This is a genomic window from uncultured Parasphingorhabdus sp., assembly GCF_963677535.2.
In the GTDB taxonomy this organism is placed as follows: Bacteria; Pseudomonadota; Alphaproteobacteria; order Sphingomonadales; family Sphingomonadaceae; genus Parasphingorhabdus.
Window position 1 is genome coordinate 1,377,981 of the sequence record NZ_CAXXUT010000003.1, and the last position, 24,930, is coordinate 1,402,910.

Genomic DNA, 24,930 nt, shown 5'->3' on the forward strand with positions numbered 1-24,930 from the left:
CGTGCGTTAGAAAGCCGGCTTTTGCCGTCAGGGCTCCGCGTCGAGCGCGGAGCACAAATCAAGGCGCTCTCTTGCCTCCCAGGGCTCCGCGTCGAGCGCGGAGCACAAGGGGTTAGAAGCTCATCTCGTCATAGATCCGGCTGACATCGCCATTCCATTCGTCGTGATAGCGGTCGAGCAATTGCGCGGCTGGTGATTTGCCCTTGGCGACCACTTCGCGAAGCGGGTCGAGAAAGCCGCTTTCATTGTCGCCGCTGCTGTTGAGGCGGTTGCGCGCGGTGAGGCCGGCGGAGGATATGTCGAGGATTTCTGCTGCCAGGTCTTTCAGCGTCTGGCCGTTGGGAATAGGTGTGTCGAGGCCCAGCTTCGGGACGCCGTTGCGCAGCGCCTCGCGTTCTTCCATGGTCCAGCCCTTGACCCGGTCCCATGCGGCATCGAGCGCGGTCTGGTCGTAGAGCAGGCCGACCCAGAAGGCAGGCAGGGCGCAGATACGGTTCCATGGGCCACCGTCGGCGCCGCGCATCTCGAGAAAGCTTTTCAGGCGCACTTCGGGGAAGGCGGTCGAGAGATGGTCGTTCCAGTCGGACATGGTCGGCTTCTCGCCGGGGAGGACCGACAGCTCGCCCTTCAGGAAATCGCGAAAGCTGAGGCCGGCAGCATCGATATATTTGCCGTCGCGGAAGACGAAATACATCGGCACGTCGAGCATATATTCGGCGTAGCGTTGGTAGCCGAAGCCTTCTTCGAACACGAAGGGCAGCATGCCGGTGCGGTGCGGGTCGGTGTCCGACCAGATATGGCTGCGGAAGCTCTGGTAGCCGTTGGGCTTGCCCTCGGTGAAGGGCGAATTGGCGAATAAGGCGGTAGCCAGCGGCTGCAGCGCCAGCCCGACGCGGAATTTCTGCGCCATATCGGCCTCGCTGGCATAGTCGAGATTGACCTGAATTGTACAGGTGCGCAGCATCATGTCGAGGCCGAGATTGCCGACGCGCGGCATATGGTCGAGCATGATCTGGTAACGGCCCTTGGGCATGATCGGAAGTTCGGCGCGGGTCTTGTCCGGCCACATGCCCATGCCGAGAAAACCCTTGCCGGTCTTCTCGCCAATCGCCTTCACCTGTTGCAGATGGCGGCCGGTTTCGTTGCAGGTCTCGTGAAGATTTTCCAGCGGCGCGCCGGACAGTTCCAGCTGGCCGGCCGGCTCGAGGCTGATCGCGCCATCGCTGCCGGACATGGCTATCACCTTGCCGCCTTCTTCGACTGGTTGCCAGCCGAATTCCTGCATTGCCAGCAGCAGATCCTTTATCCCGCCGGGCTCGTCATAGCCGGGGGCGTGATGGTCATTGGTACAATAGACGAATTTCTCGTGCTCGGTGCCGATCCGCCAGCGATCCTTGGGCTTTTCGCCCTTGACCATGGGTTCGACCAGCTGGCCGATATTCTCGATCACAGGATCGTTGCTGTCTGAAACCTGTCTAGTGCTCATCATCCAGCCTTAGAAAATCATCGGTGGCTAGGCCACTGAAAAAAATACTGTCGCGCTAAAAGCTATTGTTGCTTGTCAGAGGAACCAGCTGACCGCGGCAAAGCCGCCGACGAACAAAATCCCGACCAGCGTGGTGGCCAGCGCGAAATTCTTGTCAATCCAGTCTTTCATTGGTGGCCCGAAAAAGCGGAGCAGGGCGGCGACGAGAAAGAAGCGCGCCGAACGCGCGATAATCGCGGCCCCGATCAGGACATGCAGCGGCATCGCGGTGCTGCCGGCGGCGATGGTGATCACCTTGAAGGGCAGCGGCGTGAAGCCGGCGAGCAGGACCACGATCCAGCCCTGTTCGTTGAAATTCTGCGCGAAAATGTCGAATTTCTCGGTGACACCGTAGAATTCAAGGATCGGCAGGCCGACGGTTTCAAAAACGAAAAAGCCGATGGCATAGCCGAGCAAGGCACCGAGCACCGAGGCGACGGTGCAGACAAAGGCGTACCAATACGCCCGCTCCGGGCGCGCAAGACACATCGGTGCGAGCATGGCGTCCGGCGGGATCGGGAAGAAGCTGGATTCGGCAAAGCTGATTCCGGCAAGCCATTTGGGAGCCTGTGGATGGCCCGCTTTTTCGAGCATCCACTCATAGAGTTTTTTTAACATTGTTTATTAGACCTCAATTGCCGGGCGGGCGCATCCGCGCCCCTTGGCTTCCTTCCCCCGGATTAAACCCGGGGCTCAGGCGCGCGGTCGCGCTTGCCTTGCTACGCTCGGTTTTCCGGTCATGATACGGAGCGTAGCGAGGCAAGGCCGCCTGGCGCTTGAGGTGCAAAGAAGAGTCCATCTAGTGCCCTGGCGCGCCGGTTATTTCCTCGAGCAGTTCCTTCGGCGGCTCGCGGCCATGGTCGGTGCCGGCGGTGCGATCGCCTTTGGCGAGGGCGAAGACGACGCCGGACAGGGCGAGCAGGCCGATGATGTTCGGCAGGGTCATCGCGGCGTTGGAAATGTCGCCGAGACGCCAGACCAGCTGAAGCGGCGCGAACGAGCCGATGAGAATGACCACACACCACAGCACGCGCCAGATGATATGCAGGGTTTTCTCGCCCCTGAGGCTGGCACCCGGCAACTGGTCATAGAGAAAGGTGATCGCTCGTTCGCCATAATAGCTCCAGGTGAGCAGGGTGGTGAAGACGAACAGGATCAGCGCGACCGACACGACCAGTGTGCCGATCGGAATGCCGAACACCAGCAGCGGGAAAGCTGCGGCATAAGCGCCGGAGGTCATGGCAAAGCCGTTGAGATCGGACTGCCATGCGTGCTCCACCGCCTGTTTGACGCCGTCGGCATCGGTATAGGTGAAGTCGCCGGCCACCGTCAGCATGACCAGAGCGGTCATCGTGCAGATGACGACCGTGTCGATGAACGTGCCCATCATGGCGAAACGGCCCTGTGCTGCGGGATCGTTGGTCTGGGCAACCGCGTGAGCAATCGGGGTCGAACCCTGTCCGGCCTCGTTCGAGAACAGGCCGCGCGCGACACCGGCGCGGATCGCCATGATGATCGCCGCGCCGAGGAAGCCGCCGGTTGCCGACTGGGTATTGAAGGCGCCGTCGAAAATCCGGCCGAAGGTTTCCGGCAGATAGGGCAGGTTGATGCCGAGAGCGATCAGCGCCATGATCAGATAGGCACCGGCCATCCACGGCACGATGGTTTCGGCAACCTTGCCGATCGACTTGATGCCGCCGATGATCACGGCAAAAACCGCTACCGCCGCCACCGCGCCGCCAATCCATTCCGGTACGCCGAACAGTTCGTTGGCGCTGTCGCCGAGGCTGTTGGCCTGGATGCCATTGCCGGTGACCAGCGCCGAAAACAGGGTGCCGAGGCAGAAGAGAATGGCGAGCCATTTCCACTTCGGTCCGAGACCGATGGCGATATAGGTCATCGGGCCACCGCGATAGGTGCCGTCAGCGGCCTGCGAACGGAAGCGAACGGCGAGAGACCCTTCGGCAAAGGCGAGGGCCATGCCGAACAGGGCGGTCACCCACATCCAGAAGATTGCGCCGGGCCCGCCGAGCGTGATCGCGGTGGCGACGCCGGCGAGATTGCCGGTACCGACCTGGCCCGAGAGCGCGGTCGACAGCGCCGCGAACGGCGAGATTTCACCCGCTCCCTTCTTCTCCGACTTCTTGAACAGACCGGCCAGCGAGGGGAAAAGACGGCGCACCGGATAGCCGCGCAGGCCGATCATGAAATAGATGCCGGCGCCCAGCAGAATGACGACCATCGGCGGGATCGGCAGAATTTCCACCCCGGCCCAGCTGCCACCCCAGATGAAATCCGAAACATTGGTGATCGGCTCTATTGCCGCTTCGAGACCTGAAACAGGTGCTGTACTCACAAAACTTCTCCCCGATGGCGCATATGGGCGCATATTCTATCCCGTGAGACAGGATTAGCAGGCGCATGATTTTTGGCAAATGCTTTTGCCATCTCGGCGCCACGGCCTATGCTGGATCAAAACCGGAAAACAGCATGGAGACGATAAGATGCACAGCCTGTGGGTGAAGAAAGATGAACTCGCGCAGTCCAAATGGCAGGACAGCGAGACACCGTCGCTGGCCGACGGACAGATATTGCTGGAAATCGAGAAATATGCGCTGACCGCCAACAATATAACCTATGCGACGGTTGGTGACGGCTTTGGCTACTGGAATTTCTTCCCGACCGGTGAGGATCAATGGGGTATTGTTCCGGTCTGGGGCTTTGCCCGGGTTGTGGCGTCGCACAATGGCGATATCGCGGTGGGCGAACGGGTCTATGGCTATCTGCCGATGGCCAGCCATTTGCTGGTTACGCCCGCCAATGTGACCGATGGTGCTTTTGTCGACGGCGCTGCCCATCGGCAGGGGCTGGCGATCATCTATAATCAATATCAGCGGCTGGGCACGGACGAGACTCCGCTGGAGGCGGAGCGCGCGATTTTCCAGCCCCTGTTCACCACCAGTTTCCTGATCGAACATTTCATGCGGTCGAATGACTGGTTCGGCGCGCAGGCCCTGCTGATGACCAGCGCCTCGTCGAAAACCGCGCTGGGTCTGGCGATGGTCGCGAAAAGCCGGAGTCCGGAGATCCGGCGCATTGGTCTGACATCGGCGGCGAACAAGGCCTTTGTCGAGAGTTCGGGCCTTTACGACGCGGTCCTGACCTATGACAATCTGGCCGCTGCGGACGCCGCAACCCCGACAGTCTCGGTCGATTTTGCCGGTAACGGGCCGTTGCTGGGCGCGATCCACAGCCACTGGGCCAATGCGCTGAAATTCAGCTCGCTGGTCGGCGTAACGCATATTTCCGAGCGGGGAAGTGCCGATGATTTGCCCGGGCCGAAGCCGGAGCTCTTTTTCGCTCCGACCGCCGCGGAAACCCTGATCAAGCAGGTCGGGGCGGTTACATTTCGCGCGCAGGTTGACGAACAATTTGCGGCCTTTGTCGCCAGTGCCAGCGACTATCTGACGATCGAAGATATGCAAGGGGGCGAAGCTCTGCAGTCCGCCTATCTGGCGATGCTGGCGAATGAAGTCGCCCCGAGCCGCGGGTTGATATGTCACATGACGTAACGCCGCAAATGCTTGATTGTGCACGCATATAGGAGGATAATGACACAAGGCGGGTCGCACCGACCGGGGGAAACAGCGTGACTGAGCCAACAGGACAACCGGATTTGGGAAGCCATGCACTATTCCGGGGCGTGGCACCCGAAGCGCTGAACGCGCTGCAATCGGTTTCCGAGACGAAACGGGTTGCCGGCGGCGAGGCGCTGGTCCGCCAGGGGGACCTGGCCGATGCGCTCTATTTTGTCGAATCCGGTCGCTTTCGTGTGGTGGTAAACAAGACCCGCATCGTCGCTCATATCGAAAGCGGGGAAGCGGTCGGGGAGCTGGCCTTTTTTGCCGGTGGCCAGCGCACCGCCGACGTTGTGGCGATGCGCGATTCACGCGTTCGGGAAGTGTCCCGCAGTGCCTTTGACGCGATCGCTGTGCAGCATCCCGAATTATATGCCGCCATGCTCAAACTGGTGTCCGAGCGTCTGGCGGTCGCGACTGCGCGAACCTCGTCGATCATAGCGAAAAACCCGCGGGTGATCGCCATGCTTCCGGCCGGAACCAGTCAGCTGCCGGACGGCTTTCTGGCGCGCCTGGCTGAGGCTTTTCAAACCGTGGTCCGGCCGCAGACGCCCGTGGTGCCGTTGGACCGGGCTACCAGCGAAGCGGCGGACGCGGAAGAATATCAGTCCTGGCTGGCAGAGCAGGAATCAAAAGGTGCCTATGTCCTGATCGACGGCAGCGGACCGGAGGACTGGGGGCAGATGGTTTGCCGCAACGCCGATGCGCTGGTGATGGTGGCGCGGCCCGGACAGACGGAGCCGGAGCCTAATGCTATGGAAAGAGCCGCGATGGGCTGGATCGCGGAACCGCAGCGCACCCTGCTGCTGCTCCGCTCAAACAGTGGCAAGACGATCAGCCACAGCGGCGACTGGATCGATCCGCGTGCGCCCAAGCTGCACCATCATGTTGCGCTCGACCATGACAGTGATTTCGCCAAGGTCGCGCGGTTCCTGACGGGCCGGGCGGTCGGCGTGGTGCTGGCCGGCGGCGGGGCGCTGGGTTGCGCCCATCTGGGCGTGATCAAGGCATTGCGGCAGGCGGATATCCCGATCGACTTTATCGGCGGTACCAGCGCCGGAGCGGCTATGGGCGGCGCGATTGCGCGCGGCATGAGCGTCGAGGAAACGCTCGACCAGATGGAGGCGATGTTCATCCAGGCCAAGGCGATGAAGCGGCTGACGCTGCCGATCAATTCGCTGCTCGATCCGACGGTATTCGATAGTGAGTTGAAGAACCGCTACGGCACAAAAGATATCGCCGACCAGCCGATCAATTTTTTCGGAGTCTCGACCAACCTGTCGACCAACGGCCTGCACATCCATCGGCGTGGGCCGCTGTGGGAATGCGTTCGCGCATCGGGTTCGCTGCCAACCATATTGCCACCGTTCATCGACGGCGAAGGCAATATTCTGGTCGATGGCGGCGTGCTCGACAATGTTCCGGTCAAGGTGATGCACGGGCTGAAGGCCGGGCCGAATATCGTGGTGTCGCTGGGCGATCCGAACGAGGTCTGGCGCACAGATGCGCTATATGATGATATTCGCGGGCGCTGGAGCCTGCTGCGCGATCTGGTCCTGCGCCGCAAACAGGCAGCGGAATTCCCTTCGATTGTCGAGATCATGTCCCGCTCGATGGTGGTCGCCAGCCGGATGGCGTCGAAGGAAATGCTCGGAGATCAGGACATATTGGTCAATCCGCCAATCATTCCCGGCATGCAGATACTGGACTGGCATCTCGGCCGGGAACTGGCGGAGATGGCGGCGGACTATATCGGCGAGCAGGTCATTCCGACGATGGATTTTGGTGATCAATTTACCAGATAGGTAAAAAATTGTTGACATCGTCACGCTGTTCAGGTACATATCAGGAACATCGCGAAATTGTGATTCGGGCCAACCGGCTCTGAATGACGCCGCTGGACAGGCGGGGCCGTTCCGACCGGAGGGCCCTTTTTTATGTCCGGACGGTTCGCGTCCGTCCGGCACGGAGTAGGCCATGGCAAAATCGGAAATCCGGGGAATATATGACGACAGGCGGAAGCTGAAATTCCTGAAAGAGCTCGCGATCGGTTCGCACGTGAAGAATTCTGCCAAAGCAGCCGGTGTTTCGGTGTCGACCGTCTATTTGTGGCGCGAGCGCGATCCGGAATTTTATCAGCAATGGATGCGCTCGCTGGCGGCCGGCTATGAGTTGCTGGAAGTCGATTTGCTCGAACGCGCGCGTCACGGCGTCGAGAAGCCGGTTTTTCACGAAGGGAAAGAAGTGGCGAGAGTCCGGCACTATAATGACGGCATCGGTGTCAAACTATTGCTCGCGCACCGACATATGGTGGCGATGACCCGCGCAGCGGAGGAGGATATCAACCCGGAACAGGTGCGCGCGAGCCTGGATCGTAAGCTGGCGGATATGCACCAAAAGCTGCTCAAGCGGGAGGCGCTGGCCGAGGGGCGGGCAGGGTCGACGGCTTTTGACAATGATGAATGATGCCAATGCGACGGAGATTTTAGCCCGACTGAAACCGCGCGATCGCAACCTGTTTGTCTCGCGGCTGAGCACGATAGAGCAGCAGGAATTTTTGTATCGCTGGCCCTTCTGGGCGCGGCCCGAACAAATGCCGCCCGACGGCGACTGGTCGATCTGGCTGATCATGGCGGGCCGCGGTTTTGGCAAGACACGGGCAGGAGCCGAATGGGTGCGACAGATTGCCGAAGGCGATGGCAGTGCCCGCTTCGCGCTGGTCGGCGCGAACTATGCCGAAACCCGTACCGTGATGGTCGAAGGGGAAAGCGGCCTGTTGTCAATCGCGCCACCGAAGCTGCGGCCGGTCTGGGAGCCGTCGCTGAAGCGGCTGACATGGCAGAATGGCGCGCAAGCGCACCTCTATTCGGCTGCCGAACCCGAGGGCCTGCGCGGGCCCCAGCACAGCCATGGCTGGTGCTAGGGCCTGCGCGGGCCCCAGCACAGCCATGGCTGGTGCGACGAGATCGCCAAATGGATGAACAATGCCGGGCAGGCGGAAGCGGCCTGGGACAATCTGAGAATGGGCCTGCGTCTCGGTATCCGGCCGCAACTGGTTGCTACCACGACGCCACGGCCGGTGCCGCTGGTGCGGGCTCTGGCTGGCGGCGAGGCAGCGATCACGAGAGGCCGGACGCAGGATAATGATCTGCATCTGCCGGTGGCTTTTCTCACCGCGATGACGGCGGATTATGGTGGCACAAAGCTGGGGCGGCAGGAACTGGATGGCGAACTGATCGAGGATGTCGAGGGCGCGCTGTGGACGAGGGCGATGATCGAGGCGTGTCGGGTTGGCCGGGATGCCGTTCGTGTCGAGCGAAGTCGAGACACATTGGCACCATCTAACCGGTCTCCCGACTGCGCTCGAGACGAACGGGAGATCGGCTTCGCCAGAATAGTTATCGGCGTCGATCCCCCGGCCTCGGCAAGGGGCGACGCCTGCGGTATCATTGTCGCCGGACTGGGCGCTGATGGCAAAGCCTATGTGCTGGCCGACTGCAGCGTGGAAAAGGCCAGTCCCGAAACATGGGCGCGCAAAGTGGCGGATGCGGCGGATCGCTTTGACGCGGATCGCGTCGTGGCCGAAGCCAATCAGGGCGGCGCGATGGTCAAATCGGTGCTGCAGGCGGCGAAAATCTCGCTGCCGGTGAAGCTGGTGCATGCCGCGCGCGGCAAGGTTGCACGGGCCGAGCCGGTGGCGGCGTTATATGAGAATGGACGGGTGCATCATGTTGGCGCATTTCCGGAGCTCGAAGACGAGATGTGCGGGCTGCTGGTCGGCGGCGGCTATGAAGGACCGGGGCGGTCACCGGACCGGGCGGATGCTCTGGTCTGGGCGCTGACGGAACTGATGCTGGGGCGGAGGCGGGAGCCGAGAGTTTGGTGATGTTCCCCTGCGCCGGCAGGGGGCCATCTCCGGAAGCCTCGACCTTCACGATGGGGCTGGTTTGCGCCAAGATTTGCCCAAGCGCTCATCAATTCCTGAGCGCAACTGAAACGATGCAGGAGATGGGCCCCTGCCTTCGCAGGGGTACAAAGGAACACATATGACATTCTGGGAAAATATCGCTCTCGCCTTCAAGGGTGGCGGTGGACCATCGCGGCCGCCCTTGGGGCGCAGTTATATCGGCACTTATGGTGGCGCGGCTCTTTCGGGGGACGCGCCTTTTTCTTATGAAGGAAGGGTGCGCGAGGCCTATGTCGAGAATGCCATTGCCCAGCGGGCGGTGCGCATTGTCGCCGAGGGGGTTGGCGGCGCGCCGCTGCTGCCGGTGGCGGAGAAGGTCGCCATTCTGGTCCAGGGATCCGGCGGCGGGCAGTCATTGCTTGAAACGATGGCCGCGCATTTATTGCTGCACGGCAATGCCTATGTTCAGGTCATCCATGGTGATGGCGAGCAGCCGGCCGAGCTTTTCGCGCTGCGGCCGGACCGGATTACCGTCGAACCCGATGCCAAGGGCTGGCCGGTGGCTTATGCCTATCGCGCCGGCGAACATCGCACCCGCTTTGCTGCGAAAGACGCGATGGGCCGGCCGGCGATCATCCACCTCAAGGGCTTTCACCCGACCGATGACCATTATGGTCTCGGCTGCCTGGGCGCTGCGGCGAAAGCGGTGGCGGTGCATAATGCGGCAGCGAAATGGAACAAGGCGATTCTGGACAATGCGGCGCGGCCATCGGGGGCGCTGGTCTATGATCCGGGTGCCGACGGATCGGCGCTGACCGGTGAGCAGTTCGACCGGCTGAAAGCCGAGATGGATGCGAGCTTTGCGGGGGCGGGCAATGCCGGGCGCCCGATGCTGCTCGAGGGCGGTCTGAAATGGCAGTCGATGAGCATGACTCCGGCGGACATGGATTTTGTCGCGCTGAAAGAGGCGGCGGCGCGGGAGATCGCGCTGGCCTTTGGCGTGCCGCCGATGCTGCTCGGCCTGCCCGGTGATAATAGTTACGCCAACTATCGCGAGGCCAACCGGGCGCTCTGGCGGCTGACCATCCTTCCGCTGGCCGGGAAGATACTGGACGGCCTGTCAGGTGCGCTGGGTGCGTGGTGGCCGGACGCGAAGCTGGCGGTGGATCGCGACCAGATCCCGGCATTGTCGGAAGATCGGGAGCGGTTGTGGAAGCAGGTTTGCGACGCGGAATTTCTGTCGCCGCAAGAGAAACGGGCGATGCTGGGGATATAATTGTGTCTCGCGGCAGTTCGCTTTGCGGGATTTTTTTGAACCTCATGCGCCGGTCGGGCGCATCCGCGCCCTTGGCTTTCGCGCCATAAGGCGCGGCGGCCGGTCGGCCTTGCCTCGGCTGCGCCTCGGTTAGAAACCAATCAGGATTGGGAGCGCCGAACCGACGCGAAGCGGAGGCAAGCGCGACCGCGCGTCCGCAGCGTAGCGAGGATAGCCAAGCGGGCGGATGCCCGCGCCCGGCGCTTGAGGTTAAAACGGAGTTTTATAAAAAATGCAAAACAACGAAATGCTCGCCCGCCTGATGGCGCAGGCGGAAGGCGATGGCGCTGATCTGGTGACCTTGCGCGCGATTGTCGAGGAAGCGACGGACAGCGGCGCGGTCCGGGTTCTGGACCGGCTTGGGCTTTCCGATCCCGGTGCCGAGGATGATATCGACGAATTGCGCGAGCTGCTCCGCGCCTGGCGCGACGCCAAGGCGAGCGCGTGGAAAGCAGCGATCCGCTGGATAATTCGCGGAGCGCTGGCACTGCTGCTGGTCGGCATCGCGATGCGCTTGGGTCTGGGACACCTGATATCGTGAAGAAACTGGATCAAATAGGTCCCTTCCCTGAAGGGGATGGGCCAAGAGATATTCGCTTCGCCGGCTATGCCGCCATCTTCAACCGGATCGACAAGGGCGGCGATATCATTCGCCCCGGTGCCTTTGGTGATCTGGCGGACGGAGAATCGCTGCCGTTGCTCTGGCAACATGATCCGCGCCAGCCGATCGGCCGCGTCGACCATGCGCGCGAGGACCGGCGCGGATTGCGGGTGATCGGGACCATATCGACCGCGACGCGAGCGGGGCGAGAGGCGGTAGCCTTACTGTCTGGCGCATCGGGCAAGGGGCTGAGCTTCGGTTACCGGGTGAGACGGGCGACGGGCCAACATCCCCGCCAACTGCTCGATCTGGATGTCGCGGAAATTTCACTGGTGACCCGTCCGATGCAGCCACGGGCGCGCGTTCATCTGGTTCAATAGCCGGTTTTTTCCACGAAACAGCAAAGGCACGAAGATCATCTCAGCCTTAGGCGTCTTGTATCTCCGGGCGATCCCGAAACTCTAGGCAAACTTAACGACAGGAAAGGAAAGACATGACAGATTCCCCCAAATTCGAAACCAAGGCCGACCCGCTTGAAGCGTCATTCGACGCGGTGCTGATGGCTGAAGATGTCGCCCGCCAGGGCGACGAGATCAAATCATTGCGCACGGACGTGGATGGCCTGAAGGTGCAGATGTCGGACATTTCCAAAGCTTCGGCCCGGCCCGCGCTGACCGGAAATATCGATGGCGCAAAGGGGATGCCGCCTTCGGCTGCCGCTCAGGATTTTGTCGCGAACTATCTCCGGCGCGGGGATCAGGCCGGGGTCGAACTGAAGAGCTTTTCCGGTGCGTCCGGTCCGGAGGGCGGCTTTGCCGTGCCGCAGGAAATTGACGCGCTGATCGGCGCAACGCTCAAGGATATCTCGCCGATCCGTTCGATTGCGACGGTGGTGCAGACCGGCACGGCAGGCTATCGCAAGCTGGTGACCACCGGCGGGACGCCCTCCGGCTGGGTTAGCGAGACCGCGGGCCGTCCGGAAACCGATACGCCGGATTTCAACGAAATCGCGCCGCCGAGCGGTGAGCTTTACGCCAATCCGGCGGCCTCCCAGGCGATGCTCGACGATGCGGCCTTTGACGTAGAGTCCTGGCTGGCGGACGAAATTGCCCGCGAATTTGCCCAGGCGGAGGGGGCAGCCTTTGTCGGCGGCTCCGGCGTCAACCAGCCGCGCGGGTTCCTCAACGCGACGGTGACCGACGAGAGCGATGATGTCCGCGCCTTTGGTTCGCTGCAATATGTGCCGTCCGGCGCGTCGGGCAGTTTCGACAGCGAAGATGTGCTGGTCGATCTGGTCCACACGCTGCGTCCCGCTTACCGGCAGGGCGCAAGCTTTGTGATGAACAGCTCTACACTCGCGCATATTCGCAAGTTCAAGACGGCAGATGGCGCCTTTCTGTGGCAGCCTTCGCTCGCCAATGGACAGCCCGCGACCCTGCTCGGCTATCCGGTGGTCGAGGCCGAGGACATGCCCGATATCGCCGCCGACAGCCTGTCGATCGCCTTCGGCAATTTCCGCGCCGGCTATCTGATCGCCGAACGCAGCGCGACCAGCATCCTGCGCGATCCGTTCACCAACAAGCCGTTTGTCCATTTTTATGCGACCAAGCGGGTTGGCGGGCAGATCATGAATTCGGAAGCGATCAAGCTGATGCAGTTCAGCGCTTCCTGAAGCCTTCTGACTGAAGCCCTTGCTGCGCTTCGGCGCAGCGCGCCCGTGCCGGTTGCTCCTCCCCTCGATCCGGCGCGGGCGCATTTCTTGAACCATGAATGAAAGGATGCCGCGACCGTGAGCTTCCCCATTGCAGACTGGCCGGATTTGCCGGCAGCGCTGATCGCAGAGGTCAGGGAATTTGTCCGGATTGACCATCAGGCCGATGATGACGCTATCGATGCGTTTCTGCGCGGCGCGGCATCCTTGTGCGAGGATTTTACCGGCCAGATGCTGATCGTCCGGTCGGTGACCGACATGTTACCGGCACCGCACGTCTGGCAGAAGCTGAAGCGGCTGCCGGTGCAGTCGATAACGTCTGTTGAATATGTTGCGGCAAACGGAACGGCAGCGGCGCTGGCCGTGGAAGACTATGCCCTCGACATCGACAGCGACGGAATCGGCTGGATCAGGCTGCACCAGAGCGACGGCGGTTCGCGGATCCGCGTGACCTATAGCGCCGGTCTGGCGATGGACTGGGACGAACTGCCTGCGGGCCTGCGCCAGGGGATCGTGCGGATGGCGGGCTATCTCTACGCCAATCGCGACGGGGTTGATGCGGGCGGTCCACCAAGCGCGGTAACCGCTTTGTGGCGACCCCATCGGCGGATGAGGATAGCATGATGGGACAGGAGTTTTCCGGAATCTTGCGCGAACGCATATCAATCGAGCGGCAGGCCCCCGGGCGCGATGCGCTGGGCTCGGCCGAACCGGAATATCTTACTGTTGGTGTCTTCTGGGCAGCGGCCGAAGCGATGCAGACGGGCGCCGTCAGCGAGGCGGAAAGCCGTTCGGCCCTGCCACGCTGGCGGTTCACCCTGCGTGAAACCCGGGTGATCAAGCCGGGCGACCGGCTGGTCTGGGGGGACCGGGTAATGACGATATCGAGCGTGATATTGGAGCACCGACGGACCCGGAAGACCATCCTGCAGGCGGAAGAAAAAAGATGATGGAAAAATTGCAGAAGCGCGGGGAGGCGATTGCCGAACAGCGGCTGACCCGCGCCCGAACCGAGATCAAATCGGCGCTGGCGGAAGAACTGCCCGACGATGTGCAGCTTAGTGAAACTGGCGAAGGAATCGGGGTGGAAGCCCGGCGGTTGAAACAGCGGCTGATCGAGAATAGCAGCTTGCGCGATGTCGCTTTTCTGATGCGGGCCGTGCGATGAGCAGCGCGCTGGAGGCGGTCCAGCAGCAGCTGGTGGCACAGCTGGACGGGAATGGGGCGTTGATGGATCTGGTCAGCGGCATATTTGACGGTCCACCGCCACGAGCTGCGTTTCCGTATATCGCGCTGGCGACCGGAGCCTCGCTTGATTGGAGCCACAAGAGCGGGACCGGACGCGAGTTGAGCCTTGCGCTGACGATCCATGATGACGGCGAGACGGCGGCGCGTCTGCACCGGGTGATGGCGCTGGTGGAACAGGCTCTGGAGCCCGGACTGGATGATCCGGCTGGCTGGCAGATCGTCACTTTCGATTTCCGCCGTACGCGCATTTTGCGCAGCGCGGTCAGCCCGTGGAATGGGTTGATCGAATATCGCACAAGGGTTTTGAGGGCTTAGTGCCCCTGCGAAGGCAGGGGCACATCTCCTGACCCTGGCTCCACGAACAATCGATATTTTGTGCCCGGATCAAGCGGCACGAGATGGGCCCCCACCTGCGCGGGGGCACAACAACCAACATGAAGGAACCGGAATATGACAGCAGAAAAAGGCAGCGCCTTTCTCCTGAAAATCGGCGATGGCGGGAGTCCCGTCAGCTATACGACCATCGCGGGTCTGCGGACCACGCAAATGTCGATCAACGGCGAACCGGTGGCGATCACCAGCAAGGATAGCGGCGGCTGGCGGCAATTGCTGTCGGGTGCGGGGGTGCGGTCTGTGTCCGTGTCCGGCGCGGGCGTGTTTACCGGCTCGGACGCGGAGATGCGGATCAAGAATCATGCGCTGGGCGGTATCATCGACGCCTACGAACTCAGCTTCGAAGGCGGCGAACAGATGCGGGGCGATTTTCTGGTCGCCCGGCTGGATTATAGCGGCGATTATAACGGCGAGCGCAGTTACACGTTGAGCCTGGAAAGCTCCGGAGCAGTCGCCAGTGACTGACCGGCCTGCAAATGCCCTCCGCGGCGAGGCAGAGATCACGATCAACGGCACGCGCCTGATCCTGCGGCCCAGTTTTGCGGCGCTGGTCACGGCGGAAGAGGAGCTGGGCTCGCTGTTGGATCTGGTTGAACGGGCGGCAAGCGGGCGGCTTTTGCTGTCGGAAATCGTGGCGCTGTTCTGGCATGTCGCCAGGGATCGACCGGAGCATTTGACCCGTGATCAGCTGGGCGAGGGCATGATGAAACTGGGTCTCGCCGGGGTTACGCCGGCGCTGAAGATCTTGCTGAAGCAGATATTGTCGGGTCGTGGTTAGTGAAGCGTGTCCCCGCGAAGGCGGGGATCCATCTCCCGTTGGCTCGACAGACGACCTGTCTCGAGATGGACCCCGGCCTTCGCCGGGAGACAATGATTTTTCATCTTCGATAGAAAAATTATGCGGCACCGTCTCCGCTGTCCTCGGCTGGACGCCGGACCAGTTCTGGCACGCAACGCCTGCTGAACTGGCAACCATATTTGCGGTCTTCGCCGGCCGCGGGCCCGGCCAGGCCCCGCTCGGCACCGAACAACTCGAAAAACTGAAAGAGACTTTCCCCGATGGATGAAGATATCGAACGGCTGGTGGTCAGCGTCCGCGCCGATACCGCCGGTTTTGCCAAGGATGTGGCCGATATGAAAAGCCAGCTTGATGGCCCTTTTGGCTCGGGCCTGGAGCGCGCAGGGGCGGCGCTCGAGAATACCCTCAGCCGCGCCATCCGTCGTGGTTCACTGGATTTTGAAGATCTGCGCCGGGTGGCGCTGTCGGTGATGAACGATATCGCCGGTGCAGCAGTCCAGAGCGGTTTGCACAATCTTTTCGGTGGCGGTTCGGGCGGCGGGCTGCTCGATATCGGAACATCCTTGCTGGGCGCCTTTCTCGGCGCGCCAGGGCGGGCAACCGGTGGTCCGGTCAGCGGTGGCCGTGCCTATATGGTCGGTGAACGCGGGCCAGAATTGTTCGTGCCGACCGCGGCAGGGCGGATCGAGCCGCCGGTGCCGGTCAACACAGCGGCCAATATCCGTTTGACAATCAATATTTCCGACAATGGCCGGGGCAGCGCGCCGGAGCAGATGCGTCGGTCAAGCCGGCAAATCGCGCGAGCGGTGAGCAACGCGCTGTCGGCAAAGGCGGGCTGATATGGGATTCTGGCTAACCGACAAAAGAACCGGGCAGCAAAACGGCTTCATCCAGCGCTTTGATCCCCGCTTCTGGACGATCAATTTCCCGCGTCCGATGATGGCCTCGGTGGTGACCACTGCAGCCGATGCGCTGCGGGTGGATGCAGTCTTCTATAATAGCGACGACCTGGCCGGTCTGATCTGGGAGAGCGAGGATGTGCTCGACCATCCGTTGCTCGCGTACGAAACGGAGCGCGACTATGCCCGACTCAAATGGACGTTTCACTGGCGGTCCTCGGGCATCATGCCGCTCGATGCGATCAACGGGCCAACGCTGACAATCGAAGGGCGGGATGCGGCAGGAGATCCGAAATCCTGGTATGTGCGATTGTGGAACTATGCCAGCGGCACGCCGACCGATGCAGATATCGCGATAGAATTTTCCAATGTCGATGGTGGTTTCCTGTTGCCGGGAGAGGCCGATCCGGTTCATCCGGGGGATATCGACCGGCTGTTCATTTCGATCGTACCGCCAGAATATGCCGAGCAAGGCACGCGTTTTCCCACGCCAAAAATCGGCTGGGTCGAGATGAGCGCAATCGGTACCCATGGCCAGGGCGCGGTGCTGGACACCGGTGATGTCATGTTGCCGGAAAACAGCCTGTCTATGGCTACTGCCTATGATGACAGTTTCAACCAGACGCCGGAACGCTTGCTGCGGATGATCCGCGCTCTGGGCTATCGCGGAGCGGTCAACCACTATCTCGGGATGAGCCATTATTTCCGGCTGGAGACGGTCGGGGAGGGGCGGTATGTCAGCCTTTCCGCGCCGCAACCGGGCGAGCAATTTGCCGCGATCAACGAGCCGGCGGCCGTGTGGCACCGTGATCTGATGGTCCGTGCCGAAGCGATGGGTTTTTCCGTGATCCTGTCGCTATCCTACGAAATGTTCGACGAGCATTGCTGGAGCGACTGGAAACAGCGGGCGGAGAACGGCGATCCGGCCTTGACCGGCTGGGAACCGCCGTCGACCTTGCTCTCGCCGGCCAATGGCGATGCGATGGCCTATCTGCAAGCCGTGGCACGGGCCTTTACCGCGATTGCCCGGGACGCCGGCGTGGCGATCCGCTTTCAGGTGGGTGAGCCGTGGTGGTGGATCATGCCGGACAAGCGAATTTGTCTTTATGACGCGGCTGCATTGGCGGTTTTCGGTGAAAACGCGGTCAGCATCGGCGGCATCGACGGCCCCAAGACGGCGGGACAAAAGGCCATGCTCGACCAGGCCGGGGAGATATTGGCCGCATCGACCGCCGATCTGCTGGATGCGGTGAAGGATGAAGCAGGCGAAACGCCGGTCGAGACCCTGTTGCTGGCCTATTTGCCGACGATTCTGGACGAGCAGGCCCCGGAAACCAAGCGGGCCAACCTGCCTGTCGGCTGGGCCGCTCCCGCTTTCGACATATTGCAACTCGAGGATTATGACTGGGTGATCGCCGGCAATCGGTCGGCCACGGCGGCCGGGGTTGCCCTCGCGACGCAGAGGCTGGGCTATCCGGTTGAACAGCAGCAATATTTTTCCGGCTTTGTGCTGCGATCGGCGGACAGCTTTATCTGGAGCCATATGGTCGATGCCATTGCCGGTGCGCGCAAACGGGGCACTGCGGATATTTTTGTCTGGGCGCTACCGCAGGTGGCGCGGGACGGTTTTACCTATTTTCAGGAAGAGGAAGAAGATGTGAACGCCTTCGACGACGTGCGCTTTCCGATAGCAATCGGTCAGGGGGCCAGCGTGTCGCCCGGATTTTCCACCAATGTCGTGACGACCCTTTCCGGTCACGAGAAACGCAACAGCGACTGGGCCGATGCGCGGCTGGAGTTCGATGTCGGGCCGGGCGTCCGGAGCGAGGACGAATTGCGGGCCCTGATTGCCTTTTTTCGTGCGCGGCGGGGCGCGGCCAAGGCTTTTCGCTTCCGCGATCCTTATGATCACAGCTCGCACGAGATGGTCGGTGCGCCGTGGTTGACCGACCAGTATCTCGGCAAAGGCGACGGCCAGAGGACCGAATATCAGTTGGTAAAAAATTATGGTGATCCGGCCGATGAACCGCAACAAAGGCTGATCACGCGGCCCGATCCGGAAACCGTGCTGGTCGCCGTCAACGGTGAGCCTGCCGCCGGCTGGTCGCTGGGTCCGGCGGGCATCATAATCTTCGACAGTCCGCCCGCCGAAGAGAGCGATATCACCGCCGGTTTCCTGTTCGATGTGCCGGTGCGTTTCGAAAGCGACCGGCTGTCCGTCAGTCATGCGACCTTTCTGGCCGGTGATATTCCCGAAGTCCTTCTGGTCGAAGTCTGGGAACCGTCATGAGCCTCGACTGGCTGGACCGGACGGTCACGACCAGCGCCTATCTCTGGCGGCTCGAGCGCGCAGATGGCGTGGCTCTCGGCTTTACCTCGCATGATCGCGATCTTGTCATCGATGGATTTCGGTATCGCGCGGCTCCAGGCATGGTGCCATCCTCGATCGCGCTGTCCGACAGTCTGGAGGTCGACAATGTCGAAATTGCCGGCGTGATGACCAGTGCGGCGATTGCGGTGGCGGATCTCGAGGCCGGGCGCTGGGACGGCGCGCTGCTCTATATTTCGCTGGCCGACTGGCAGCAGCCCGAGGCCGAGCCTCTGCCGCTGATTTGCGGTGAATTCGGAGAGATCGTGCGGTCGGGCGACAGTTTCACGGTTGAAATGCTGGGCGCGACATCCTTTCTCGACGAGCCGGTTGCGCCGCTGACATCACCCACCTGTCGCGCCGAGTTTGGCGATTACCAGTGCAAGCTCAGCCTGCGCCGCTATCAGCGGGAAGGCCAGGTCCTGTCAGTTGACGGCGATACGATCGCCATCGAGGCGCTGGGTGATGCCGCGCCCGATTTTGCATTCGGTTCCCTGCGCTTTCTCGACGGTCCCAACTGCGGACTTAGCTATGCGATTGTCGACGGGGAAGCGGATGTTATCAGGCTGGCCGACCCGCCCGCAGAAACCGTTGCTGCGGGCGCGAGAGTGTTGCTCACCGAGGGTTGCAACAAGAATTTCGCATCCTGCCGAGACCGCTTTTCCAACAGCATCAACTTTCGCGGCGAACCCTATTTGCCCGGTAATGATCTGCTGACGCGATATCCCGGCGCATGACACGAACGAGAGAAGGATCACGGAAGATGGCTGACAAGGCTATGTCGCTTTGCGGTGCGCGCTTTTGCCTGCACGGCCGCGATGAAGAGATCGGGCTGGATTGCATAGGGTTGGCCCAGCAATGCCTGTTGGCCGGCGAATTCGAATGCGACGTGCCCAATGGCTATTCGATCCGCGGCGGGTCCGAACATTCGATCAGCACCTTCATGGCGGAGACCGGATTTACCCGCTTCCCGCCGGAATCGGAACTGTGCGAAGGTGATATTGTCCTGGTCCGGCCCAGTGCCGTGCAGTGGCACTTCCTGATCCGTGCCGGTGACGGCTTCGTGCACGCCCATGCCGGTCTCGGCAAGGTGGTCTTTTGCCCCGGCAAAGCGCCATGGCCGATTGTCGCGATATTCAGGCTGACGGAGGATTGAATGGCGACGCTGGTCTTGAGCGCCGTCGGCACCGCGATCGGCGGACCGATTGGCGGGACAATCGGAGCGATTATCGGCCAGCAGGTCGATCAGAATATCCTGTTCAAACCGAAGGGTCGCGAGGGGCCGCGGCTGCTGGAACTGGCCGTGCAGACGTCGAGCTATGGCTCGCAAATACCCCGGATATTCGGCCGGATGCGGGTTGCCGGAACGGTGATCTGGGCAACCGATCTGAAGGAAACGCGATCCCGCGAGGGCGGCGGCAAGGGACGGCCCAGCACCACAATCTACAGCTATTCCGCCTGTTTCGCGGTGGCCCTGTCCAGTCGCCGGATCCAGTCCATCGGCCGCATTTGGGCGGACGGGAAAATCTTCCGCGGGGCGGCCGGGGATTTCAAGACCGAAACCGGCTTTGCCTTTTATCCCGGTGGCGAGGACCAGTCCGTCGACGGCCTGATGGCTAGCGCTGAAGCCGATGGCGGGACGCCCGCCTATCGCGGGCTGGCGCTGGCGGTATTTGAAGATATGGACCTGACCGAATATGGCAATCGTATCCCGTCGCTGACCTTCGAGGTGATCGCCGATAACGGTCCGGTTGCGATTGCCGATATCATCACGGATATTTCCGCACAGCGGATTATTCTGCCCGCGTCAGAGACGCTGTCAGGCTTTGCCGCCGGTGGCGAAAACCGGCACATGGCTTTGCGGGCGCTCACCGATACCGTTCCTCTATCCTTTTCGACCGCGCCCCATGCAATCGGCCGGATCGAGGCATGCCCGCGCGCAGCGGATGACGCCGAACCGGTTTACGCCATTGCAGATGATTCTGTCCGGACGGCCGGACAACAGGACATTGCAAGGCCCGCCAGCCGCACTACTGCCATTTCAGCGACGCCGAGACAATTGTCGCTACGCTACTACGATCCGGCGCGTGATTATCAGTCCGGCATCCAGATGGCATTCCGCCCGGGAAGCGGCAGGATCGCAGTGGCGGCGGATTTTCCGGCGGCGATATCGGCAGAGCGGGCGAAAGAACTCGCTGCCACCAGCCTCTGGTCAGATTATGACGAACGCTTCGGCCTGCATGTTTCCGTGCCGCTCGGCAGTCACCCTTTGCGGCCCGCGACATTGGTCGAAATGGCCGGTTTCAATGGATTATGGCGGATAAGAGAATGCGAAATTGGTGCGTCGTGCGCGCAATTGTCGCTGCGGCGTGTGCGATCGGATCAGATGGCGGGGGAGATCGCAACGGATCACGGCAGAAATATTCCCGATCCTGATCTGCGCGCCGGCCCGACCCGACTGGTGCTGGTCGATTTGCCTTTCGCTTTGGATGCGCCGACCGCCGCGTCGGATTCGGCAAGGCTCTATGCTGCTGCAGCCGGTGATGCCGGATGGCGCAACGCGCGGTTGTTTGCGGCCGGCCCGGACGGCGCGCCAGGTGATTATATCGGCCAGATACCCGCGCCGACGATACTCGGGACTGTGGCCGGAACGCTTGGCCCGGCAAACCCGGCCCTGATCGACCAAGTCAACCGGATCGATGTGGATTTGCACAACCCGGGGATGCATCTGGCCCATGCCGACGAGGCGCGTCTGCTGGCCGGTAGCAATATTGCCCATATCGGCGGTGAATTCATCCAGTTCGCGGTGGCCAATCCGCTGGGAGCAGGGCGCTTTCGCTTGTCCCGGTTCATCCGCGGTCTTGGTGGCACCGAAGACAAAATTGCCAATCATGGTGCGAACGAGGATTTTGTCCTGCTCGATGGCGCGTCAATGCTGGAAATCGCTTCCGCCTTCTACACCCCCTTTGCTCCGGCGGTTTTCCTTGCTGCGGGACGAGAGGATCCTGTTCCCGCCCTCTCGACCATCGAGATGCCGGGACGGGCGTTGAAACCCTGGTCACCGGTCCATCCGGAATGGGCGTTTATGGCCGGGGGAGCGCTTCAGATCGAATGGACCCGCCGATCCCGCGCCGGAACAGTCTGGTCCGACCACGTCGGCGTGCCGCTGGCCGAGGCGGGCGAGAAATACAGGGTTGAGCTAGTCGCCGACGGCGGGTCGGTAGCGGTGGTGGCACTGGAAACAACGGAGCCATTTGCCATCGTTTCGACCGCCCAGATCGAACCCTTCATGACCGGCAATGCGAGCAGCATGGATGTTAGCATCTTCCAGATTGGCGATGCCGGCCGGTCCGAGCCGCTCGCTTTTTCGATCCCGCTTTGAGAACCGCTGATGTTCACCTTTATCCATTTTCGAAAGGAGAAATGTCATGGCAATTTTGGAAACCGCACGATTCGACATTCCGCTGTTGGCGACCGGGCAGGCACATAAGGAATTGTTCCACAATGAAGCGCTCGCCCGAATCGATTTCCTTCTGCATCCGGTCGTGCAGGCGGTCGAGAGCGATCCCGCGAATATCGTGCCGTCGCTCGGCCAGTCCTGGCTGGTCGCACCGGGTGCCGTGAATGACTGGCTAGGCCGTGATGATCATATCGCCGGCTGGACGGAAAATGGCTGGCTATTCATCGTCCCGCAGCCGGTGATGCGGATCTATGTCAAATCCAGCGAAAGCTATGCGGTTTATCGGGGATCCTGGCAATCGGCGGAAACCGTCACAAATCCGGCAGGGGGCGCTGTCGTTGACAGCGAGGCGCGCTTGGCAATCGATTCGATTCTGTCGGTCCTGGTGGCACAGGGGATTCTGCTGTCTACTAGCTGAAAGTGACTCATCTGCGCTGTTGGCGGGCGGAATTCGGCTATCTCACCGAGATTATGATCTATTTTTTGGCCTAATTATTGAAAATGGCGACATTTTCGCAACAGTTATGCAATTTGGTTGCTTGCACTGGAATGATCAAGCGGGTAGAAAGCGGCGTGAATTTAGAACCTAATTGAGAAGGGGAATATAAATGCGGAAGCTTGCCTTAGGAATGGCACTTGCCTCCACAGCGCTCGCTACACCTGCTCTGGCCCGTGACGGCCAGTGGTATGTCGGTGTCGAGGGCGGTGCGATGATTGTCGAGGACGTTGATCTTGATATTGGTGGTATCGCAGATACTGCTAGCATCGATCACGACACAGGATATGATTTCGACGGAATAGTTGGTTATGATTTCGGATCATTCCGTCTGGAAGCCGAAGTCGGTTACAAGCAGGCTAGCTCTGGCGACCTTATCGGTACGACCCCGGTTCTCGGCGGTGCGTTTATTCCTGGCCTTGGAAATTCCGGAAGTGCTGGATATTTCATCGATACAAACGGCGATGTCAACGCGCTCAGCTTCATGCTGAACGGTCTGGTCGACTTCGGCGCTGATGATGGAATTCAGGGTTTTGTCGGCGGCGGCGTCGGTGTTGCCCGTACTGAGCTCACCAATGTGATTGCTACGCCTTGGCTGGACGACTCCGATACCGGTTTCGCATGGCAGGCTATTGCCGGTGTTCGCGCTCCACTCAGCGACAGCTGGGACGTGGGCCTGAAATATCGCTATTTCAACACAACCGGAGTTGATCTCGTTGATTCGCTCGGTCGTGATGTTTCCACCGATATTTCGACCCACTCGATCCTCGGTAGCTTGATCTACAACTTCGGCGGCGAACCGGATGCACCTCCACCACCACCGCCTCCACCACCTCCGCCACCACCGCCACCACCGCCACCACCGCCACCACCAGCGGCTGTATGTGCGCCTGGCCCTTACATTGTGTTCTTTGACTGGGATCAGTCGGATATCACTCCGGAAGCGGCTTCGGTTCTCGACAATGCGGTTACCGCATATGGCGATTGTGGTTCGGCTCAGGTCATGCTGGCTGGTCACGCTGACAAATCTGGTTCTGCCAGCTACAACGTCGGTCTGTCCCAGCGTCGTAACGCAGCTGTTCGTGCGTATCTTGAATCGCGCGGCATCGGCAGCGGCGTTATCTCGAGCGAAGCCTTCGGTGAATCGCGTCCTCGCGTCGAAACCGCAGACGGCGTTCGTGAGCCTCAGAACCGTCGTGTTGAAGTTATGTACGGACCTGGTTCCGGCAACTAATAGCAACACTGCTACCAATATCGGAAAGGGCTGGTCTTCGGACCGGCCCTTTTTCGTTTCCGCTCTATAAAATTACGGGGCAGGGAGCCGAGTCACACAATGGGACACAAGCGCGCTCATCCGGATACGCATTGCGGTCTTGAACCGAGTCTGTCGGCGATGATGAATCATGGTGCTATTGCCGAATGCGTGCCGCTTCAATCTTCGCGATAGGAAATTGCGGACGTTTTCGGGATACGCATCGGATCGTCGTTGCGCTGCAGGTTCTCGAAACGGGGGGCTAGTGATCCCACCCGGGTCGCTGCGGCGGGCTAGCTGAGCAGGCTTTCAAACAGGGCCAGTCCGTCGGTGCCACCATGTTTCTCGTCAATGGCCCGCTCCGGATGCGGCATCATACCCAGAACATTGCCCACTTCGTTGACAATGCCCGCAATGTTGCGCGAGGATCCGTTGATATTGTCGCGATAGCGGAAGACCACCTGATTTTGCCCTTCCAGCCGGTTCAGCACTTCATCATCGGCAAAGAAATTACCGTCATGATGGGCTACCGGGATCGACACGGGCGTCTTTTCATCATAGCCCGACGTAAAAATAGTATTGCTGTTGACCACGTCGAGCGCGGCATCCTTGCAGACGAAATGGATGTTGCTGTTGCGCATCAGCGCGCCGGGCAACAGCCCCGTCTCGGTGAGGATTTGAAAGCCGTTGCACACGCCCAGAATTTTTACGCCGCGCGTGGCGGCTTCGATTACCGGCTTGATGATATTGGATCGCGAAGCCATAGCGCCGGATCGCAGATAATCACCATAGGAAAAGCCACCGGGCACCGCGATGACATCCAGTCCCGCCGGCAGTTCGCTGTCGCCATGCCAGACCATGTGGGGCTTTTTCCCCGACACCGTTTCCAGCGCGACGGCCATGTCGCGATCACAGTTTGAACCGGGAAAGACGATCACCGCAGATTGCATCAGGAAACGGTCTCCAGTGCGGATTCCGGCATCTCGATATCATAATTTTCAATGACGGTATTGGCGAGCAGCTTGTCGCACATTTTCTCGATCTCTTCGCGGCCGACGGACGGGTCCAGGTCGAGCTCGATCAGCTTGCCGGCGCGCACATCGTTGACGCCGGAAAAGTCCAGGCTCTCCAGAGCGTGATGGATGGCCTTGCCCTGCGGGTCCAATACGCCCTGTCTCAGCGTAACGAATATTCTGACTTTCATCCTGCGCCCTCGCGTTTTGCGGTCATCATCAACGCCATGCTATAGCGCCAAGTTTAGCCGGGGCAAGAGTTAGAACGGCAATTGGCATGGCCACATGCGTGATTGCCGCATTAT

General features: G+C 61.0%; 26 protein-coding genes and 1 pseudogene. 22 read left to right on the forward strand and 5 right to left on the reverse strand.

Annotated elements, in window-relative coordinates:
* Positions 1–112: 112 nt before the first annotated feature.
* The 3 genes from ACHZCJ_RS13660 to ACHZCJ_RS13670 form a co-directional block, all read right to left on the reverse strand.
* The gene (locus ACHZCJ_RS13660) at positions 113–1,486 is read right to left on the reverse strand and encodes a glutamate--cysteine ligase (protein WP_321327055.1); all 1,374 of its coding nucleotides are present in this window, start codon (positions 1,484–1,486) and stop codon (positions 113–115) included.
* Positions 1,487–1,561: 75 nt separating this feature from the next.
* Entirely contained in the window at positions 1,562–2,143 is a 582-nt protein-coding gene (locus ACHZCJ_RS13665) for a YqaA family protein (RefSeq protein WP_321327056.1), read from the reverse strand.
* A 181-nt stretch (positions 2,144–2,324) separates the two neighbouring features.
* Positions 2,325–3,881: an alanine/glycine:cation symporter family protein gene (locus tag ACHZCJ_RS13670; RefSeq protein WP_321327057.1), complete on the reverse strand. Its 1,557-nt coding sequence runs from the start codon at positions 3,879–3,881 to the stop codon at positions 2,325–2,327.
* A gap of 148 nt (positions 3,882–4,029) precedes the next feature.
* On the opposite strand from ACHZCJ_RS13670, the gene ACHZCJ_RS13675 reads away from it, so the two are divergent.
* The 22 genes and pseudogenes from ACHZCJ_RS13675 (at position 4,030) to ACHZCJ_RS13780 (ending at position 23,594) form a co-directional block, all read left to right on the forward strand.
* Positions 4,030–5,097, forward strand: coding sequence for a DUF2855 family protein (locus tag ACHZCJ_RS13675; protein ID WP_321327058.1), 1,068 nt, complete (start codon positions 4,030–4,032; stop codon positions 5,095–5,097).
* A 77-nt stretch (positions 5,098–5,174) separates the two neighbouring features.
* A complete protein-coding gene (locus ACHZCJ_RS13680; RefSeq protein WP_321327059.1) occupies positions 5,175–6,968 on the forward strand; it encodes a cyclic nucleotide-binding and patatin-like phospholipase domain-containing protein in 1,794 nt (597 codons plus the stop codon).
* 172 nt (positions 6,969–7,140) lie between these two features.
* Positions 7,141–7,629, forward strand: coding sequence for a hypothetical protein (locus ACHZCJ_RS13685; protein WP_321327060.1), 489 nt, complete (start codon positions 7,141–7,143; stop codon positions 7,627–7,629).
* A pseudogene (locus tag ACHZCJ_RS13690) lies at positions 7,622–9,049 on the forward strand (DNA-packaging protein). Before ACHZCJ_RS13685 ends, ACHZCJ_RS13690 begins: the two are co-directional and overlap by 8 nt.
* 160 nt (positions 9,050–9,209) lie before the next feature.
* The gene (locus ACHZCJ_RS13695; RefSeq protein WP_321327061.1) at positions 9,210–10,346 is read left to right on the forward strand and encodes a phage portal protein; all 1,137 of its coding nucleotides are present in this window, start codon (positions 9,210–9,212) and stop codon (positions 10,344–10,346) included.
* Between the two features lie 271 nt (positions 10,347–10,617).
* Positions 10,618–10,926 carry a DUF6127 family protein gene (locus ACHZCJ_RS13700; protein ID WP_100093673.1) on the forward strand — a complete coding sequence of 103 codons (309 nt, stop codon included), beginning with the start codon at positions 10,618–10,620 and terminating at the stop codon, positions 10,924–10,926.
* Complete coding sequence (locus ACHZCJ_RS13705; RefSeq protein WP_321327062.1) at positions 10,923–11,366, forward strand: HK97 family phage prohead protease; 444 nt, start codon at positions 10,923–10,925, stop codon at positions 11,364–11,366. The genes ACHZCJ_RS13700 and ACHZCJ_RS13705 overlap by 4 nt, the downstream gene beginning before the upstream one ends.
* Before the next feature lie 113 nt (positions 11,367–11,479).
* On the forward strand, positions 11,480–12,658 hold the full coding sequence (locus ACHZCJ_RS13710) for a phage major capsid protein (RefSeq protein WP_321327063.1): 1,179 nt from the start codon (positions 11,480–11,482) through the stop codon (positions 12,656–12,658).
* Positions 12,659–12,775: 117 nt separating this feature from the next.
* Entirely contained in the window at positions 12,776–13,321 is a 546-nt protein-coding gene (locus ACHZCJ_RS13715) for a hypothetical protein (RefSeq protein ID WP_321327064.1), read from the forward strand.
* Entirely contained in the window at positions 13,318–13,647 is a 330-nt protein-coding gene (locus ACHZCJ_RS13720) for a head-tail adaptor protein (protein ID WP_394700127.1), read from the forward strand. The genes ACHZCJ_RS13715 and ACHZCJ_RS13720 overlap by 4 nt, the downstream gene beginning before the upstream one ends.
* Complete coding sequence (locus ACHZCJ_RS13725; protein WP_394700128.1) at positions 13,644–13,865, forward strand: hypothetical protein; 222 nt, start codon at positions 13,644–13,646, stop codon at positions 13,863–13,865. The genes ACHZCJ_RS13720 and ACHZCJ_RS13725 overlap by 4 nt, the downstream gene beginning before the upstream one ends.
* A complete protein-coding gene (locus tag ACHZCJ_RS13730) occupies positions 13,862–14,260 on the forward strand; it encodes a DUF3168 domain-containing protein (protein ID WP_321327067.1) in 399 nt (132 codons plus the stop codon). The genes ACHZCJ_RS13725 and ACHZCJ_RS13730 overlap by 4 nt, the downstream gene beginning before the upstream one ends.
* Before the next feature lie 135 nt (positions 14,261–14,395).
* Entirely contained in the window at positions 14,396–14,803 is a 408-nt protein-coding gene (locus ACHZCJ_RS13735; RefSeq protein ID WP_321327068.1) for a phage tail protein, read from the forward strand.
* Positions 14,796–15,116 (forward strand): gene transfer agent family protein, encoded by a 321-nt coding sequence (locus ACHZCJ_RS13740; protein WP_321327069.1) that lies wholly within the window; start codon positions 14,796–14,798, stop codon positions 15,114–15,116. The genes ACHZCJ_RS13735 and ACHZCJ_RS13740 overlap by 8 nt, the downstream gene beginning before the upstream one ends.
* Entirely contained in the window at positions 15,109–15,405 is a 297-nt protein-coding gene (locus ACHZCJ_RS13745; protein WP_321327070.1) for a phage tail assembly chaperone, read from the forward strand. The genes ACHZCJ_RS13740 and ACHZCJ_RS13745 overlap by 8 nt, the downstream gene beginning before the upstream one ends.
* Positions 15,398–15,976, forward strand: a complete 579-nt coding sequence (locus ACHZCJ_RS13750) for a tail tape measure protein (RefSeq protein ID WP_321327071.1) — start codon at positions 15,398–15,400, stop codon at positions 15,974–15,976. Before ACHZCJ_RS13745 ends, ACHZCJ_RS13750 begins: the two co-directional genes overlap by 8 nt.
* Before the next feature lies 1 nt (position 15,977).
* A complete protein-coding gene (locus ACHZCJ_RS13755; RefSeq protein WP_321327072.1) occupies positions 15,978–18,326 on the forward strand; it encodes a DUF2460 domain-containing protein in 2,349 nt (782 codons plus the stop codon).
* A complete protein-coding gene (locus tag ACHZCJ_RS13760; protein ID WP_321327073.1) occupies positions 18,323–19,141 on the forward strand; it encodes a DUF2163 domain-containing protein in 819 nt (272 codons plus the stop codon). Before ACHZCJ_RS13755 ends, ACHZCJ_RS13760 begins: the two co-directional genes overlap by 4 nt.
* Positions 19,142–19,167: 26 nt before the next feature.
* Positions 19,168–19,560, forward strand: a complete 393-nt coding sequence (locus ACHZCJ_RS13765; RefSeq protein WP_321327074.1) for a peptidoglycan endopeptidase — start codon at positions 19,168–19,170, stop codon at positions 19,558–19,560.
* A complete protein-coding gene (locus tag ACHZCJ_RS13770; RefSeq protein WP_321327075.1) occupies positions 19,561–21,786 on the forward strand; it encodes a phage tail protein in 2,226 nt (741 codons plus the stop codon).
* 46 nt (positions 21,787–21,832) lie between these two features.
* On the forward strand, positions 21,833–22,282 hold the full coding sequence (locus ACHZCJ_RS13775; protein WP_321327076.1) for a DUF2793 domain-containing protein: 450 nt from the start codon (positions 21,833–21,835) through the stop codon (positions 22,280–22,282).
* A 190-nt stretch (positions 22,283–22,472) separates the two neighbouring features.
* Positions 22,473–23,594, forward strand: coding sequence for an OmpA family protein (locus ACHZCJ_RS13780; protein WP_321327077.1), 1,122 nt, complete (start codon positions 22,473–22,475; stop codon positions 23,592–23,594).
* A gap of 311 nt (positions 23,595–23,905) precedes the next feature.
* On the opposite strand, the gene purQ is transcribed toward ACHZCJ_RS13780, so the two are convergent.
* Together purQ and purS are read right to left on the reverse strand one after the other, a co-directional pair.
* Positions 23,906–24,562, reverse strand: coding sequence for a phosphoribosylformylglycinamidine synthase subunit PurQ (purQ, locus tag ACHZCJ_RS13785; protein WP_321327078.1), 657 nt, complete (start codon positions 24,560–24,562; stop codon positions 23,906–23,908).
* Positions 24,562–24,816: a phosphoribosylformylglycinamidine synthase subunit PurS gene (purS, locus tag ACHZCJ_RS13790; protein ID WP_321327079.1), complete on the reverse strand. Its 255-nt coding sequence runs from the start codon at positions 24,814–24,816 to the stop codon at positions 24,562–24,564. Before purS ends, purQ begins: the two co-directional genes overlap by 1 nt.
* Positions 24,817–24,930: the final 114 nt, after the last annotated feature.